The sequence below is a fragment of the Burkholderia sp. Ax-1719 genome (assembly GCF_011753055.1).
Taxonomy (GTDB): Bacteria; Pseudomonadota; Gammaproteobacteria; order Burkholderiales; family Burkholderiaceae; genus Paraburkholderia.
Map to the genome: position 1 here is coordinate 80144 of NZ_VWWJ01000015.1, position 17522 is coordinate 97665.

At 58.9% G+C, this 17522-nt stretch carries 14 protein-coding genes and 1 tRNA gene; 14 read left to right on the top strand and 1 reads right to left on the bottom strand.

Going from position 1 to position 17522, the window contains the following annotated elements; translation table 11 throughout:
• Positions 1-72: 72 nt before the first annotated feature.
• From F3J17_RS22790 to F3J17_RS22850, 13 genes are all read left to right on the top strand, one after another.
• Positions 73-660, top strand: coding sequence for a phosphoheptose isomerase (locus F3J17_RS22790; protein ID WP_167064075.1), 588 nt, complete (start codon positions 73-75; stop codon positions 658-660).
• A gap of 48 nt (positions 661-708) precedes the next feature.
• On the top strand, positions 709-1500 hold the full coding sequence (locus F3J17_RS22795) for a BON domain-containing protein (protein WP_167064078.1): 792 nt from the start codon (positions 709-711) through the stop codon (positions 1498-1500).
• Complete coding sequence (locus tag F3J17_RS22800; RefSeq protein ID WP_167064348.1) at positions 1500-1826, top strand: c-type cytochrome; 327 nt, start codon at positions 1500-1502, stop codon at positions 1824-1826. Before F3J17_RS22795 ends, F3J17_RS22800 begins: the two co-directional genes overlap by 1 nt.
• Before the next feature lie 71 nt (positions 1827-1897).
• A tRNA-Ala gene (locus tag F3J17_RS22805) sits at positions 1898-1973 on the top strand.
• A 765-nt stretch (positions 1974-2738) separates the two neighbouring features.
• Positions 2739-3425 carry a WYL domain-containing protein gene (locus F3J17_RS22810; RefSeq protein ID WP_345891234.1) on the top strand — a complete coding sequence of 229 codons (687 nt, stop codon included), beginning with the start codon at positions 2739-2741 and terminating at the stop codon, positions 3423-3425.
• Positions 3426-4056: 631 nt separating this feature from the next.
• Complete coding sequence (locus F3J17_RS22815; protein ID WP_205194919.1) at positions 4057-4407, top strand: hypothetical protein; 351 nt, start codon at positions 4057-4059, stop codon at positions 4405-4407.
• A gap of 122 nt (positions 4408-4529) precedes the next feature.
• Positions 4530-6731, top strand: a complete 2202-nt coding sequence (locus tag F3J17_RS22820) for a hypothetical protein (protein WP_167064081.1) — start codon at positions 4530-4532, stop codon at positions 6729-6731.
• Positions 6731-8440 (top strand): LeoA/HP0731 family dynamin-like GTPase, encoded by a 1710-nt coding sequence (locus F3J17_RS22825; protein ID WP_167064084.1) that lies wholly within the window; start codon positions 6731-6733, stop codon positions 8438-8440. Before F3J17_RS22820 ends, F3J17_RS22825 begins: the two co-directional genes overlap by 1 nt.
• 400 nt (positions 8441-8840) lie before the next feature.
• On the top strand, positions 8841-10064 hold the full coding sequence (locus F3J17_RS22830) for a hypothetical protein (RefSeq protein WP_167064087.1): 1224 nt from the start codon (positions 8841-8843) through the stop codon (positions 10062-10064).
• On the top strand, positions 10061-11986 hold the full coding sequence (locus F3J17_RS22835; RefSeq protein ID WP_167064090.1) for a phospholipase D family protein: 1926 nt from the start codon (positions 10061-10063) through the stop codon (positions 11984-11986). Before F3J17_RS22830 ends, F3J17_RS22835 begins: the two co-directional genes overlap by 4 nt.
• Positions 11949-14879 (top strand): SNF2-related protein, encoded by a 2931-nt coding sequence (locus F3J17_RS22840; RefSeq protein WP_167064093.1) that lies wholly within the window; start codon positions 11949-11951, stop codon positions 14877-14879. The genes F3J17_RS22835 and F3J17_RS22840 overlap by 38 nt, the downstream gene beginning before the upstream one ends.
• Positions 14880-15190: 311 nt before the next feature.
• The gene (locus tag F3J17_RS22845; protein WP_167064096.1) at positions 15191-15484 is read left to right on the top strand and encodes a hypothetical protein; all 294 of its coding nucleotides are present in this window, start codon (positions 15191-15193) and stop codon (positions 15482-15484) included.
• 82 nt (positions 15485-15566) lie between these two features.
• Positions 15567-16376, top strand: a complete 810-nt coding sequence (locus F3J17_RS22850) for a hypothetical protein (RefSeq protein ID WP_167064098.1) — start codon at positions 15567-15569, stop codon at positions 16374-16376.
• A gap of 299 nt (positions 16377-16675) precedes the next feature.
• Here the strand turns inward: F3J17_RS22850 and F3J17_RS22855 are convergent, their stop codons facing one another.
• The gene (locus F3J17_RS22855; RefSeq protein ID WP_167064101.1) at positions 16676-16990 is read right to left on the bottom strand and encodes a DUF4148 domain-containing protein; all 315 of its coding nucleotides are present in this window, start codon (positions 16988-16990) and stop codon (positions 16676-16678) included.
• Positions 16991-17267: 277 nt separating this feature from the next.
• On the opposite strand from F3J17_RS22855, the gene F3J17_RS22860 reads away from it, so the two are divergent.
• The gene (locus F3J17_RS22860; protein ID WP_167064105.1) at positions 17268-17522 is read left to right on the top strand and encodes a DUF2282 domain-containing protein; all 255 of its coding nucleotides are present in this window, start codon (positions 17268-17270) and stop codon (positions 17520-17522) included.

Genomic DNA, 17522 nt, shown 5'->3' on the forward strand with positions numbered 1-17522 from the left:
TTGCGGCACGCCGCAACCAAGGGACTTTCGCGAAGGAATTCGCGCTTTCCCGCAGTACAGATTAGAGAGTCGATGTCCGTCGAACGTATTCAACAGCATTTTCGCGATAGCGCAGCCACGCAGCTCGCCGCGATGGAAACCCTGGCGGTGCCGATTGCCGCCGCGGTCGATACGATGTTCGCCGCGCTGGCGAACGGTAACAAGATACTGGCCTGTGGCAACGGTGGCTCGGCCGCCGACGCCCAGCACTTCGCCGCCGAACTGATCGGCCGCTTCGAACGCGACCGCCCGGGCCTGCCCGCGCTGGCGCTGACGACCGATGCATCGGTGCTCACGGCGGTGTCGAACGACTACGCCTACGACCAGGTATTCGCGCGCCAGGTGCGCGCGCTCGGCCAGCCCGGCGACGTGCTGCTGGCCATCACGACCTCGGGCAATTCCGCGAACGTGCTGGCCGCCATCACCGAAGCGCACGAACGCGAAATGATCGTGATCGCGCTGACCGGCAAGGGCGGCGGCATGGTCAACGAAACGCTCGCGGATACCGACATCCACCTGAGCGTGCCGTCCGACCGGACCGCGCGCGTCCAGGAAGTGCACCTGCTGACCATCCATTGCCTGTGCGACGGCATCGACGCGATGCTGATGGGTGAAGAGTGACGGCGGATTGACTCGAACCGACATCGAAGGACCAAGGAGAGGGAGTTGATGAGCAGAAACAGCATGACGCGCGCGCTGGCACGGACCACGCTGACGATCGGCTTCGCGGCCTCGCTGTGCGCGAGCCTGCAGGGCTGCTTCCTCGCGCTCGCGGGCGCGGCGGGCGGTACGGCGCTGGTGGCGACCGACCGTCGCACGGTGGGCTCGCAGACCGAAGACCGTGAGATCCAGGTGAAGGCGCTGTCGAATGTGACGAGCGGGTTGACCGATGCCGCGCACGTGAACGTGGCGGTGTTCAATCAGCGCGTGCTGCTGACGGGTGAAGTGCCCGACGAGGCTTCGAAGCAGAAAGCCGAGAGCATCGTGCGCGGGATTCCGAATGTCGGCTCGATCGTGAATGAGCTGGCGGTGCAGCCGGCTAGTTCGTTCTCGTCGCGTGCTAATGACTCGTATCTGGAAGGGCGGGTTAAGAGCGAGCTGGTGCTGTACAAGGAGATTTCGGCGAACAACTTTAAGGTTGTGGCTGAGCGCGGGAATATTTATCTGATGGGGCTGGTGACGCAGCGTGAGGGTAACGTTGCGGCTAATGCTAGTAGCACGGTTTCTGGTGTGGCGCAGGTGGTGAAGTGCTATCAGTACATCGCGCCGGATCAGGCGCTGGCTTCGTCGTCGGGTAATGCGCCGGTTTCGAGTGCGCCCGCGCAACCTGCGGCCGATGCGCCGACGGTGGGGGCGATTCCGGATTCGGGTGTGAGCTCGCGGCCGATTGAGCAGCAGGCTCCGGCGCCAGTGATGGAGTCGTCGCCGGCGCATGCTGGGTCAACTGGGGCGTCGATGTGATGGTGGGGCGTTTGGTGGTTGGGCTGGTTTTGATTGGTGCTGCGGCTTCGGCGTTTGCTGGGGATGGGGCTGCTGTGGCTCGGGCTAATGCTTGTATGGGATGTCATGCGGTGGATCGGAGGCTGGTTGGGCCTTCGTTTAAAGACATCGCTGCGAAGTACAAGGGTGATGCTGGGGCGCAGGGGAAGCTTGAGAAGAAGGTTCGCGATGGTGGATCAGGCGTTTGGGGCGCTATTCCGATGCCCTCTCATCCTGGGATGAGCGCTGGGGATATTCACGATGTTGTGGCGTGGGTGCTGGCTGGGGCGCCTGTTGCTTCTAAGTAGTTTCGGTTGCGGCGACCGTGATTTCTGCGGTGGTGCGCTGAAAAATAGGTGTGCTACACTCGTCTCGCAGTGGGGCGGTAGCTCAGCTGGGAGAGCGTCGCGTTCGCAATGCGAAGGTCGGGAGTTCGATCCTCCTCCGCTCCACCAAGATTTTGAATAAAAACAACGCACTACGTCTTGCGATGTAATGCGTTGTTTTGCATTCTGGCGCAGGTTTTTGCACATTGCGTGTGGCAGATTTGTGGCGAGTTGGCTGTTGACCCAGCAGGCTAAGTTTTCAGCTGTCTCGCAGTGCGTGACATCGCACAAATGTGCGGATCGACTCATGAAGCCCTGATAGAACGGGTGTAGTACCCTGACGTCGTGAATGTACGCGGCTTAAAGGCCGGGCTTCGGCGTCGCCTTGGTCAACCCCGAGCGCTCGGGACCCACACGAGTTCGGTTTAGCGCTGAGCGATCGTCGGGTTTTCATGCCGTGCCTTACTCCCATAGAGCCGAGCGGCCGTACGCGCTCAGGTCACACGCCGAGCCTTCGGCACCGCAATTGGCATAGTGAAGTGTGCTATCCCGGCTGCGGCTTGTTTTGATGCCGTGACAGCATTCCCCCAAGGCCGGGCTCCGGTATCGCCTAGGCCACCCACCGAACTTTCGGAATCGCAGCTGGCGTGTGGTCAGCCATCGTCTCTGCGACTTTTGTTACGCCGTGATTTCGAAAAAATAAGGCCGGGTTTCGGTGGGCCCAAGTCAATACCGCGCAGCCTTCCGGCACAGCTGCTCGATGTATTTAGCCGTTTCTTTGGATGTTTGAAATGCAAAAGATAACGGGGTGTCTGTCGGTGATCGACGACAGCAACAGCAAGCGTACAAATCTGGGTGATTTGTGCATATCGATTGATGCAAGGCGGTTGTTTTGTGAGCTTTTCTTCGACCATTCGGAATGGCGAGGTGGCGACGGTCAACAACGATTACGAGCGTCGATACCGTGAATGGATCGACAAGATCGAGGTCGAAACCGGCAGCTTCGCGCTGCGATACCCCGAGGTTGATCCCGATATCTTCGCAACGGTCTCGCAAGCTCTCTTTAACGAGCAGAAACTGGAGATCGTCTACCAGCCGCGCTCGAAGATCGATAATGCCGAAGCGAAGATTGTCTACCCGCTCGAGTTGGTGGAGGTCGGCGGGTTGGTCTATCTCGTGGCAGCCATGCCGCGCCATCCCAATCCGGCGATGTACCGGCTCGACCGTCTCGCACGCGCGGCCATGTTGCCCGAATCGTTTGTCTACCCGCGTGGGTTCAGGCTTTCGGTGTACGTGCGGGAGCAACGCCAGTTCGACTTCATGGTAGAGGGCGAAATCGACCTGAGGCTGCGTTTCAGAAACGGAGCAGGGAACCATCTGCTCGAAGCGCCGCTGTCCGAGGACCAGCAGGTCGCCCAAGATGGCGACGCGCTTGAAGTACGCGGCACGGTACTATTGACTCAGCGACTGAGATGGTGGCTGAGAGCGTTCGGACCGAACGTCGAGGTGATGCGGCCGCCGAGCCTGCGGGCAGAGCTGGCGGCGGAGGCTAAGGCTTTGACCGCGCTTTACCAGGGCTAGCTGGTATCGTGACACTGGGACATGATTTGTCTGATGGCGCGGTTATCTTGAGAGTGCAGCACGTCGGTGCTGTTCTATCGAACCCTTGAATAGGAGAAAGCATGCTCACCAATTGCAATTCTTCCCCCCTGCAACATCTGGCTGCGTTCGCGATTGTTTTTATCGCAGCCGTGATGGGAACTGTGGCAGTAGGCGCATATGTAGATTCTGTAACGAGCGATGCGCAACGCGGATGAATGACACGTTTCGGTTCGGTGGAGAGCTTGAGATAGCGCGTCAGGTACTACAAACAAACTACCAGAAGTGATATGCCCGTACGCCCAGCACCATTTACATTGAAGTGTAATAAATGTGGTTGGAGGCATACATTTGCCCCGCGTAGTGATGTCCAGGTGCCGGACATAGATACCCGTTCGCGTTGCCCCCGGTGCGGTGCACGGCCGTTGATTCGTTCGCGACCGAATTTTATTGAGCGATTTTTCGGCCGACTTGGGCAGATTCGGTAGAGTAGGTGATTGAAGTACAGTGCTCACGGAGATAGTTTGTCGTGGGCGATTTGAGGCGTGACCAGTCCTGTTAGCGCCACTGCGTATGTTCGATCAATTTTTAACAATCGTAGGGCAGCCTTTCTATGTCGATTGAGTTGGTGCGATATACGCCGGACGAATTGACAGACATCAAGCTGGACAGTCTGATAGATGCCAAAACATCGTTTCAGATCGTCAACATCCGGCACATGAGTTCGGTGGTTGAAAAAGTCGAAGGACGCATCGAACAGGCTGGCTTTAGCTGCCGCGTGTACACGGAGTACCGTTTGGCGGCCGTGCCTGGCTCTGTGCTCGGTGGAATTACTGCAATTGCCGGCATGGCATCGGCCGCCGCGATTGCAGCCCACAATCTCGCGACGTGGGACCCAGACTATGAGCTGGGGAAGAACCAGATCAAGGGGCATCTGAGCGTAGTCTACAAGAAAGAAAAATAACGTCGAAATAGAGGTGGACGCTTTATTGGCACGTTCCACGAGTCACGACTGCAACACGGTGGCGCACCTTCACAAGTTGTCTCGCTTTGTTTCTCCAACAATATATGCAGTATAGATGCAGCATGCAACGAACCGACGCTACGTCATCGAATGGCCTTCACCAAGCCGTATTGAGCGAAATCGACGATTTACTCACGCAGCTCAAGCTCGATGCGACGGATCCGCGCGTTGCGAGCACGATGAAGCAAGTCGTCGATCTCGTCGCTCCGATTCATGAGGACCTTGCGAAGCGAATTGAGACTTTGCAACGGTACGCGCGGTGGGACAAATTCACGATCGCGTTCTATGGTGAAACGAACGCGGGCAAGTCGACGATCATAGAAACGCTGCGTATCCTGCTGCAAGAGCGAACCAAGGTCGAGGCGCGCGCTGCGTTCCGTGCGAAGGAGGCCGAGTTCGGCATCAGCGAAGCAGTTCTGGCTGCGCTTGCGCAATCGATCGAGGCGAGCCGCGCGACGTTCGATGCGCAGCGCGCACAAACATCCGAGCGTAACGCACAACTCGATGCCGAGCGCGATGGGCTCCAGCAGTCGCTGAGTCAACTGCGTCTTGCGCTCGAGGCGAAGAAACGGGCCGCGTCGTTCTGGCAAAAGCTCGTGTGGCTGTTCAGCAAGCCACCGGAGCAACTCGAATTCGCGCGTACTGCGCAGCAACAGCAGGAACTTGCGGTGGCGCAGGCGGCAGAGCGCGCGATGCTCGATACGGAGCTCGACAGCGCGCAAACTGCGCTTCAGTCACTCGAAACCCAGCAGGCAAAGGCGCATGCGATGCTCGACAGCCTCGCGCCGTTCGCGGACGGCCAGATCATCGGCACGGGCCGCTCCGACTACACGCTCGACACGCATGGCTACGAATTTCATGCGAACGGTCAGCGCTTCGAATTGCTCGACGTGCCCGGTATCGAGGGGAAAGAAGCGCGCGTGATCGACAGCATTCTCGGCGCGGTGAAGGCCGCACACGCGGTGTTCTATGTGACTGGCAAGCCCTCAGCGCCGCAGACCGGCGACAAGGACGGGCAAGGCACGCTCGAAAAAATTCGCGAACATCTCGGCGATCAAACGGAAGTATGGTCGATCTTTAATAAGCGCATCACGAATCCGATCCAGCTCGAAAAGGGCGATTTGCTGAACCAAGGCGAACGCGCGAGCCTCGAGGTGCTCGACGAAACAATGCGTGAGCATCTGGGCAACAACTACCAGCGCTACATCGCTCTGAGTGCGCACCCCGCGTTTCTTGCGGCAGCCGATTGTCTTGTGCCTGCCTCAGATGGCGCGCGAAGCCGCGATAAGTTCCTGGCGAAGGCGAGTTCCACCGAAGTGCTCGCGAGGTCGGGTTTCCAGCCGTTTATCGACTGGCTCAGCGGCAGCATGGTAACCGATAGCGATGCGCGCATTCGCGCCGCGAACGTCAACAAGGTGCGCAGCGCCGTGCAGACGGCGGCTGGCACGATTGCGCTGATTCAGCGCGACAAGGTCGCGCCACTTGCGGCGGACGTGCAGCGCGACTGGGCCCATGTCAGTCCGCAGCTGGAACTCGCGGTGAGTGCGCTTGGCCCCGCGTTGCAAACGCATGCGGACGCCGCGATCCGCACGTTCGAAACGCGCGTGCGCGAGCAGATCTACGAGCGAATCAACGACGGCATCGATAACGACGACGTGAAAAACGTACTGGGCGCGGCGATGAAGCGCGAGCAGTCAAAGCTTGAATTGGCCCTCCCGACGCTAATGGAGAGGGAACTCACGCGATTTCAGCAGGACGTGAGCGACACGCTTGAGCGCTTTCAGCGACGCATCGCTGAACTGCAGGATGCGTATCGATCGATCGGTACGCCGACGCTCGGCGGCTTGGAGCTGAACATGACTTTCGACAGCGGCGTCAAGTACATGCCACTCATTGCGGCGCTCGCAGGGGGGCTTATGATGATCTGGAATCCCGTCGGATGGGTGACGCTTGCGATCGGTGGAGTGACGCTTGTCGTGAGCATCGCGAAAGCAGTCTGGGGTTTCTTCGACAGTGATTACAAAAAGTCACAGCAACGCAAGGCCGCGAACGAGAACATTGGGCGCGTCGTTGGCCGCATGGAAGACGCGATGAAGAGCAGTTGCGACAAGGTGATGGAGAACGTCAAGGCGCGCATCGAAGAGATCGCGGCCGAAGTCGAGCAATCGGTCGATCAGGTTGCGCAAATAAATTCCGCTCTAATCCGTGTCAGCGCGAATCTAACGCATTTTTCTACAACGATGTCCGAAGCAGAGGCAGTGTAATGGAACAGACACTCAACTCTTTCAAGCAACGCCAAGCGGAAACGTTGAGAGTGCTCAACGACCTTCAGGCGTTCCTGGCGCGAGGCGAAGCATTCGGTATCGATGCCGATCCGAACGTCAAGGCGAAACTCGACAGCGCGATCCGCAGCATGGAAGAGGAAAAGCTGCGCGTCGTGCTGATCGGCGGTTTCTCCGAAGGCAAGACGGCGATCGCGGCCGCGTGGCTCGAACGGCTCGACAAGTCGACGATGAAGATTAGCCACGAGGAATCCTCGAATGCGGTGACGATCTACGAGGCGGGCCCCGATTGCCTGCTGATCGACACGCCGGGTCTGTTCGGCTTCAAGGAGCAGTTCGACGCACAAACCAACACACTCGAAAAGTACAAGGAACTCACGCGCAAGTATGTGAGCGAAGCGCATCTCGTGGTCTACGTGATGGACCCGACGAACCCGATCAAGGAGAGCCATCGCGACGATCTAACGTGGCTCTTCCGCTCGCTGAACTTGCTGCCGCGCACGGTGTTTGTGCTGAGCCGCTTCGACGCGGTCGCGGACGTCGAAGACGAGCACGAGTACGTAAAGCTCCTCGCGATCAAGGCGGACAATGTGGCGGGCCGCTTGCGCGATCTGATCTCGCTGACCGACGCGGAGGCCGCAGAACTCGCCGTGGTGGCCGTTGCCGCTGATCCGTTCGAGATGGGCACCGAATACTGGCTCTCGAACCTGGAGCGTTTTCGCACGCTCTCCCGCATCGGGCTGCTCCAGCACGCGACGTCTGAAAAGGTCTCGGCGGCCGGCGGAATAGCCGCAGTTGTCGACGAAACGCGGCGCAGCATCGTGCGCGACGTGCTCGGCAAGCGGTTGCCGATCGCCGTCCATAACGACGACCGCATTGCGCAGGAGGTGAACCGTCTTGAAACGATGAGTAACCAGTTACGAAAGCAACTGGTTACGTCCGATGCACGTATCAACGATGTGCGCATCGGTTTGCGTAGTTTCGTGACAGACTTTTTCACCGATCTGATCCTGCAGGCGCGCGGACAGTCGTTGGACACTTTCGCGGAGTTCTTCGAGCGTAATGTCGGTTCGGATGGCGCGGTTTTGAACGCGAATCTGCAAAACGCGTTTGATCAACAGATGCGCTCGGTGAAATTCGAGGTTAGCAAGATGGCAGTCGGTTTCGACGCGGAGGTTAATCACTTCAATGCGAGCGTACGTGCGTTCGGCAAGCAGGGCATCGATTACGTGGTCAAGGGCGGCTTGATAAGCAACACGTCGGTGCTGGCGGCGCGCGACGGCATTGTCAATGTCGCGAAGGTAGTTGGTCTCGATCTCGGCAAGATGCTGAAGTTTAAGCCGTGGGGCGCTGTCAATCTGGCGAAGGGGCTCAACGGCCTGCTGTCGGCGCTGGGACTCGCGCTCGAAATCTGGGACTCGGTGGAGCAGGTGCGGCGCGAGCAGGCATTTCGCAAGATGATCGACAAGATGGTCGAGAACTTCGAGAAGCAGCGCTCGGAATTGCTAGGTTTGATCGGTGGGCCGCAATTCGAGGATCAGTTCTTCCCGGAACTCGTCGATTTGCGCGCCAATGTAACGGCGGTCGAGCAAAGCGTCGTTGCGGGACGCGAGAAGCGCGAGCAGTTCCATCGCTGGCGCGATCAAGGCGAAGCGATCGATGCAGAGTTCCGGATGATGGATGCCGCTTGATCAGGGCTCGCGTAAATTCCACGGTCTAACGTTGGTCACGCCGCCCGCACTCTGGGCGGCGTGCTACGTATAACTACGCTACCTGAGAAGATGCGCAAAGTTCGTCCGGCCGGCCGCTGTTTGACTGAGATCGTGGGGCTTAGTGCACCTAGCTCTTTTTCACGGAAGACTGCGAGAATCGGACGAGCGGATGGAGCCAGCCGGCTAAGTGAGTCAGTTACGTTTCCGGAAGAGGTTCGGCTAGTGAAATGGCCATGGCCTAACAAACTGTCGACCATCATTTTTTCGTTTGGCGACCCGAGATGAAACGCTGCGTCATTGATATTCGCCACGCCGAGAATTTGAGTTTCTGTTCACTGGTCGACGCCGTACGCCAAAATGATCTATACGGAGAACGGCAATGTTCGCACTGACAGATAGAGACACCAGCCTTTGCCTGCCACTAAGCGGTCGCGATCCACTTGGCACGCAGGCAGTGTGGCAACGCCGCGCTCGCGACATCGTGCCAAACCTCACCGCTGCGAGCGGACTATCGGAAGGTTTTCATATCCTCCTTGTCGTGCTCGCATGGTGGCCGGTGATGGCAACGCGAAAGGATTCGGTCAGACCAAAGCTCCAAGAATTCTTCCTTCTCATCGAGCAGGCCTTTGCGCGGGCCTGCCGGTGTGCAGATAAGGACTGGCGATTGCCTGGAAGCCGGCGCCTGAATGATGGCGATACGGGGGTGTGGATCAGTCTTGAAAAGAGCGCGCATTTGCTGGACAACCAACTGACCAACGGTGTGTGGGGACTCTATCGCGGCCCTGCTCACAATGCGGGCCTGATCGATGAGCAGAATCGCATTTGCAGCGCGGAACTCGCAGCGCGTATCCGCGAGCGTACGCCGATTGTGCGCAGCCTGTTGCAGCCCATCGCCGAATTGCTCACGGCGGGAATCAAGGCACCACCGTGCAAATTGGCCAGCAACCGTTCGAACAGGATCGTCACAGGCCTCACCGAAATTCTTGACACGCTACCGTTCAGGCGCGAAATCCGGGAAACGTTCGTGGTGCCGGTGAGTTCGCCAATTACTGTCGATCTGGCAAAGTTGCTGGGGGCGAAAGATAGTCTGAGCAACGGCCTTAGAATGTTCATGGCGGGCGCGATAGAAAGTCTTCCCCAGCACGCCCCTACGCTCGAAAACGTGATCGGCTGCGAGCAATTCATTGCGCCGCTCGATGCGATCTTCGAGGAAATTTGCAGCACCGAAGAGCGTGATGTGGATCGCGTCGTAAAGCGGTTAAAGATCGATCTGGCAGTACTGCGCGCTGCACGTGAACGCTTTGCGCGCGCCGGCACTTTTGACGGACTGTCCCGCGAACGAGCCGATGCCTTACTAAGACTCGATCTCTCGAGTGCTCGCGCACTCGTCCGATCGCTTATCGACCACCATGCGGCGATCAGCGAGTCGCGCAACAGTTCGCCGTGGATTGTTCTGGACGACAGCGGCCGCCTTGACTGCAGTCTTGCCGCCAACCGGTCGGACGTCGATGGCCTGTCGCCCGTTACCGCATGGCGTAACGGGTATTACCTGCAAACATTGCACAATTTGGCCCATCAGGTGGGAACCCGGGTAGCACGATGAATATGACGCTCCGAGAGCGGCTCTCCGACGTGGCGGGCAAGTTACACACGATCGAAGTCGCGCTATTCAGCACCTTTAATTTCAACGCCGATTTCTTCGAGCAGAATGTAATGCCCGCGCTTTTCGGCGCCGAGCCGGACAGCACGCGCGCAATGCGCGAGTCCGCAGTGCACAAGGGTTTGATGCATACGCCCGTTGGCGTTTTTTGCGATCCTTCCCAGATAAAGATGGGTCGCAAGCCCTTTCGCTATACCGTCTATCCCGTGTTTGTCGAAGGGCGGCTGTTTCATCCCAAGAACATCATCCTGATCGGTGTCGACCATCACGGAACGCGGTGGATGTATGTCGCGGCGATGTCCGCAAATCTGTCGCTGAAGGCGTGGGGGCAAAATTGCGAAGGATTCGCCGATACCTGGGTGCACGCGCGCAGCGAAGAGGTCGGCAAGTCTGTCTCGGACTTTCTCGACTGGCTGCATACGCGAGTGGGCAGCGACACGGAAGGCGACGCGTTGCAGCAAGCGCGCGTGCTGAGCCAGCAACTGCAAGCGCAGAGAAAAAAATGCGATCCGCAGGGCGGCCACTATGACGACAAGCGCAACGTCGGACTATATTTCTCACCGCAGCATACGTCGATGTGGGACTACGTCGCTCGTCGTTACGGCGCGATCAGCAGAGTGCGTGCGGCGTCGCCTTACTGGGGCGATGTTCATGCGACAGCGCAAGCGCTGCAGGGTGTGCCCATCGAACTGACGGCAGCGCGCGTACCGCCTCTCTACGCGAAGGTTGCACTGGGGCAGGATTTGACCCAGTCTCTGGCAGACGCAAATTGCCGGCCGAAAGTCAGCACGTGGGTCAAGGACGAAGGCCGCTTCTATCACGCGAAGCTATACGACATCGAGACGCGCGACGGCAAGGTGGCGGGCGTCGGCTCGTGCAACTTCACGCGACGCGGTCTCTTCTGGGCCGAGAGTGAAGACGGTCTGCACGGCAACGTCGAGTCGATGCTGTTCGACGTCACGCGTCTGGCGTGGCCGGCTACACGGCCTTTGCCTGCTGAAGAACTGCCCGAGACAAGTTGCAGCGACGACCCGCCGCAACCGTGGCCGTTTTATGTGTTCGTGCAATACGACTGGCGACAGGAGCGGTTCGAGTGGACGCTGCAGGGGCAAAGCGACGCCGACATCGAATTGCTGCTAATGGGTCAGCCGCCCGTCGTCGTGAATGACGCACGTCCCAGCGGTCGGCGCAAGGGCGCGCTGAAATCACACCTGTTCCGGCTCAAGTCGAACGGCGAGCAATGGGAAGGCGTCGTCACCGAACTCAATCTGGGCGATTCGACGCAACAATATGGCACTCCCGTCAGCGCGGACGACATCATCGATTCGTGGCATGGCGGCGGGTCGACCGAGCCGTCGCCATGCGGGGATGGCGATGATGACAACGACCCCGTCGATACGTCGGACATCATGGTGCCCGCGGGAAGTGCCGAAGCCGTCAAACCCATGTTTGACTCGTTCCGCTTTTATCAGGCGCTCAAGGTCCTGCAAGGCAAGATCCTCGAATCCGTTGATGATCGCAAGCGGCTCATTGAATGGATGGTGAGCCGCAGCGACAGCGTGCACGCATTTGTCAATGCGATCAGCGTCAGCGAGTATCAGGCCGCGGCCAGGTTAGTGATGTGCATCGAATGCGACGCCTTGTTGCGCTCGCTGCCCGAATTGAGGGAGGCTGGTGTGACGCGCAGAAAGCTCCGTAGTGAAATGGCACGACTGCACCACGAAGTCCGTCTCGAGATTGCCACGGAATTGCGCCGCAGAGGGGTTCGGCACGATGATGCGAAGCAAATGCTCGAGTGGTACGTCAGAAGGCTGACCCGGCCGTGCCATGTCGAATTCAATCAATCAAGCGCAACGGGAGTGTGAGATGCGCCTGTCGACAAATACCATTGCGGACCTCTTTCGCTTCGACTGCGACGGTAAATTCGGGGCTAGCGAGTCGATGGTCCAAATGCAGGTTGAAGGCGTGACCGCGCTATGCAAGATTCTGCGCAGGCGGAAGGTCGCGTATCTGGCCGATGAAGTGGGACTGGGAAAAACCATGCAGGCACTCGGTGTTGTCGGATGGTATCGGCACATTAACCCTAATGCGCGCATTTTGATCATCACACCGCGCGAAAACGTCCAGAGCGGCTGGAAGAGAGAATTCGAACGCTTTCATCGATATGTCGGGAAGAGCATCGCATCGCTACGAGAATATGCCCGACTGCGCGACTGTCTCGAAGACGTGCAACACAGCAACGACGTGCATTTACTGCGACATCCGAGTTTCATGCGGCCGTTGTTCATCGGCGGCAGTGAAGAGATCAGCTGGCACGACGCGATCGGCAAAGTCGATCTGCCGGCGATCGATACGCTGCTTCGCGCTGTGCCCGCGTCCGGCAACGCGGAGCGAAGCTTTGCGTACAACGTAGCTTTCGCGAAGACAGTGAACGCGTGGTTCATTCGCGAGGGAATCCGGTTCGATCTGGTCGTCGTGGACGAGGCGCAATGTTTGCGCAATGCGTCAAACCAGACGAACACCGTGCTTCGAACGCTGTTGCATTCGTGTGTCGATCACTGGCTCTTCATGAGCGCCACGCCCGCACACTCCGGCGTAGAGAACATCGCGACGCTGTTCAACACGTATCCCGGACGAGGCAACCTCATTGACCCGGATTCGATCGAACCAACGGACGATTTTCGCCAGCTCAAGTCCGCATTGCGTCAGTATATGATCCGGCGCCCGCGCACCTATATTGTTGGCGAAACGACGCTTCGTAAACAAGACTATCGGCGCGACGATCAGGAATCCCTATCGCTGACGTGCCAGTCGGCGCTCGACACGCTTTCCATCTCTCTCGTGCAGAAGCACCTGGTAGACGTGCTGGAGAAGCAGGGTAACCGCTTCAGAACGGGCTATATGGCATCGTTCGAAAGCCTCGACGATTCCTTGAGGAAGAAAAAGGCCTCGAATAACGCGAAAAAACAGGCGAGCCACCCGACGCCCGCAGAAGAGGAATCCGAGCGCGCTGACTTCTACATTGAGGCGAACGTACGCACACTGGAAGCGCACGCGCCGGATACAGGCTATGTCAGTGCGCTGAGTCGCGATTTCGAGAGCCGATTCGGCTTCAGCCTGCCGCATCCGAAACTGGATGAAGTGGAAAGCGCTCTCGCCCTGCTGGCCTTTGGTGAGCGCAAAGGCGACCGCAAGGGCGGCCGCGTCGGTGGGTCGAAAACGCTTGTATTTTGCCGTCGCATCAGCAGCGTGACCACCTTGCGCCAACGCTTGATGCAGCGCTATTTCGCGTCGATCGAAGAACGTTGCCGCGAGGTGTGGCGACTCAGGCTCAACTGGAAAGCCGGCCTGCCAACGCGTGGCGACAGGAAAGATGACGACATGTCTGCGGCTGGCTCGCTTGACGACGAGTCTGACAACATCGAGAACGACAACGATAACGAGGCAGATGACACCAATCACTTTCGCATGGCGCTTCGTCCGGGCGAATGGTTGCATCGTTTTCGCAAGACCTTCGACGACGGCTACCGGCACGCGCTGATCTTCGAGCAAAACTGGTTTGTGCGTCTGTGCGAGGAAGCAGGGGTAGTACCTGAAGCCGCACGCGATCGGATACCCGGCGCACTTTGGGCAGAGTCGTATGCCTATGCGGTACGTGGCGCGCGCCGTCAGCGCCGGCGGCAATTCCGTTACCTGGTATGGCACTGCCTGGACCGGCATGCGCGCGACGTGTTCGGGCTCGACGAGGAACAAGCTGATTTCTGGCGCGGTGTACTCCGGTATGTCTACCCGGAAGATGTCTATGCGCAAGTGCAGCCCGACGCACTCGATGGTCGCGAAGACCGCGAACTGATGTTGTTCGAGTCATTATGGGCGAGAGCGGAGTCGTGCCGCTGGGCGGAAAACCTGGCATTGCCAGCCCGGAAGCGCGGGACTGAGCGAAATCAGGCCACGCGCGAAGCGCTGCTATGGCGTCAGGTGCTGAGCAATGTGCTGGGTCGCTATCTGCGTCTGACGGACACGTTGCTCGATTTGTACTGCGCGGACCATCACGCTTCGGAAACCACGAGCATGCTCGATAAGTTCGTGGATTGGCTGTGCAGCAATGACATCGACGCTGTCCGATTACGCGGCATCTGGCACGACTGGGTCCGGCAATATACGCTGATTTTCTCGTCCGCGATCGGTGAGACTCAAGATGAAACATTGGAGGCGCGCGCCAGCCAGGAAAGCTTTGAGTTTCTCGGTTCGCTGGATCCTGTTGTTGGGATCACAGGTGGCAGCCGCGGGCACAAACGACCAATCCAGCAATTCAATACGCCGGGCATGCCGTGGGTCATGGTGGGTACGGACGCGATTCGCGAGGGTGTCAACCTTCACCTGTATTGCGACCGCGTGATGCATTACGGGCTCGCTTGGACACCGGGCGACCTCGAGCAACGCGTGGGGCGTGTCGACCGTTATTTCAGCAAGATCGAAAGACGGCTCAAAACATCGATTGAGCCGATGCCCACGTTAGAGATGCTCTACCCGCATCTGCGAGACACGCTCGAACGTCGTCAGATTGACGTAGTGATGGAACGGAAGCGGCAAAGCGACGCTGTGACCGGGGACAATATTTCCGATAACAACGTTGCCGACGGAGACGACGGCATCTCACTGGATGTTCCTGTGCCCAAGGTTCTGCCGCTAAGGCAGTCACTATCAGAGCACTACTTTGGGACAGCGCGACATCTGGGCGATGAATCGAAAAGTTAACAATCTACCCGTGACGCGCACACTGGCTCCGTTCAGTTCGATCTCAATGCCCGACGCAGCCGGTACGCTGTCGCGATGTGGCGCGACAGGCTGTAGAGAGAGCGACGCCGCCCAACGTTGTACAACTGGAGCACTCAGTAACGCTCGGGCGGCGCGCGCAGCACGCGGTGCAGGCGGACGGTGTTCGATTCCATATCGAAACTCCCACAGTAGTGAATCGCCCTGCAATAGTAGGCCTACGCGATCCGCATCGCCTAAACTTCCAGTACTGAACGCAGCCGTTTGTTTACCCGCGGCACCCGGAGGCGAGAATGAGCGCTCAACCGCAAGCGACGCATCAGGTCGACCACGAAGGCTTCGAAATCCACATCACCGCTGCGCCCATAGAAGAAAGCTCAGCGAAATACACCTACACAGCCTACATCTGCCACCCCGGTGCCAACCCAGCCAAACCGGGCCACACCGTCCCTTACCACGCCGACGGCGAAGAAACCTTCCGCACCGAGCAGGAAGCCATCGAAGAAGCCTCGCACGTAGGCCGAAGCATCATCGATGGCACGCATCCCGACCTGTCGGTGTTATCGCTAGTCACCCAAGGCTTCTAAAACCGCAACTAACAGCCAGCCAAACCCCACCTACTGCCACAATCAGCGCTTAACCCACCGCGACAAAACACAACAAAGCCCGATGCTCTCCCTCAAGCTCACGCTCGTCCCGCTTTTCCTGTTGTTCGTATCTATATCCGGCAAGTTGTGGGGCCCGCGGGTGGCGGGCTGGCTCGCCGGATTGCCAGTCGTAGCAGGCCCGATTCTTTTCCTGCTCGTAATGGACCACGGCACAGCCTTCGGCGCCCGCGCCGCCACGCTATCGCTTTACGCGATCCTCGCATCCGAATCGTTCAACTTTGCCTACGCGTGGACATGCCGCACACGTCCGTGGTGGCTGGCACTCGCAGCAGGGTTAAGCGCATGGTTTGCAGCAGCATGCGTGCTCTCACGCCTGCCCGTATCCTGGCCTTGGGCACTCGCCGTCGCGCTAACCGCAACCTGCTTCGGCCAAACCTTCCTCCCGCGCAGCACCGCATCCGCATCAGGCGCAAAACTAACAAGCAAAGACCTCGCCTCCCGCATGGCAGCAGGCGCAGCGCTAACACTCATTGTCACCGCGCTATCAGCGCGCCTCGGCCCCGCGTGGAGCGGGCTACTCGCTGTATTCCCGCTATTAGGCAGCGTGCTGGCCGTCTCGTCGCACCGGGCGCACGGCGCGCCGTTCGTGATCGCGTTACTACGCGGAATGGTGCTGGGCCGCTTCGGCTTCGCAGCCTTCTGCCTGACGCTCGCCATGGGACTGAACCATCAGCCGGCACCGCTGGTATTCATCGAAGCATCCATCATCGCGATGCTCGTCCAGACAGCCAGCGCCCGTCTCGCGCGCTTGAAGCGCACACAGCCAGTCACCCGCGCCAACCTAAGCCCGGAAACTGCGACACCAGAATAGAGAGGAAAACGAAAAGACAAGTCCGCGCACCGACGCCAACGAAGCGCGAACCGACAGAACAAAGCGTGCAGCACCCGAGGAAAAGAGAAAAAGGCCCGGACACAAAGTGCCCGGGCAAGCCGCCGGATAACCGACGGCGGAGGTTTCCTGTGGGCGCGCCTTACGCGGAGAAATCCGCATAAAGCGACGATAGCAAACGTATCGACACAAAGACTGAAGGGCTCGCGTCAGAGCGAGCCCAACTGGCGTAGGTCAAACAGCGCGTCTCAGAAAAACGCGCAACGCCTGACCAAAGCGAATTACTGGCCGAAATAAACCGGCTTGATGTTCTCCGTCGAACGCGTGCCAGCCTGCGTCGAACCATTCGTCGATGCACCGTAGGCAGTAGCTTCAGCCGTCGCGTTCTGTTGCGCGACGCGCGCTTGCGCGGCTTGCAGGTCTTCCGGGTAGTACGGGCTCGACAGGCCCGGACGATAGCCGGCCTTTTCGAGCTGCACGAGTTCGGCGCGCACTTGAGCGCGGGTCAGCGGCTGCTGGTTGTTCGACTGGGCGAACGACACGGCCGGGGCGGCAAGCACGGTAGCAGCGATTGCTGCGGCGATAAGGGACTTCATGATCTACAACCTCCGAAAATTATCATTCGAACCGTAACAATCTTCTTGCTCGATCCGTTGATGTGACTTTATTGCGGTGCACATCAAAGATAAATATCGGGATACGGCAAACATCATTGCGCAAATCGTGATAATTCGTAGATCAATTCGGTGCCTGAACGCGAATCAGGAAATGCCGATCCCGGTAATTCGTCCTCCACAGCGCTGAGGCAAAATAGTGCGCACAAGGCCGCGTGCGCAACGCCGCGTGTCATCCGCAACTTCCAGGAGATTTCCCATGAAAAACGCGCTCGGCCGTCAGGCCGTGATTGCCGCCGCGCTGGCGGGGCTTGCAACCGCCGCGACCGGCGTCGCGCACGCCGACGATCAAGTGAACTGCTACGGCGTCGCCAAGGCTGGCCAGAACGATTGTTCGAGCAAGACCGGCGTGCACGATTGCGCGGGCCAGGCCAAGGTCGACCACGACAAGGGCGACTTCAAGACGATGCCGAAGGGCACCTGCGAAAAACTCGGCGGCTCGCCGGAAAAGTAA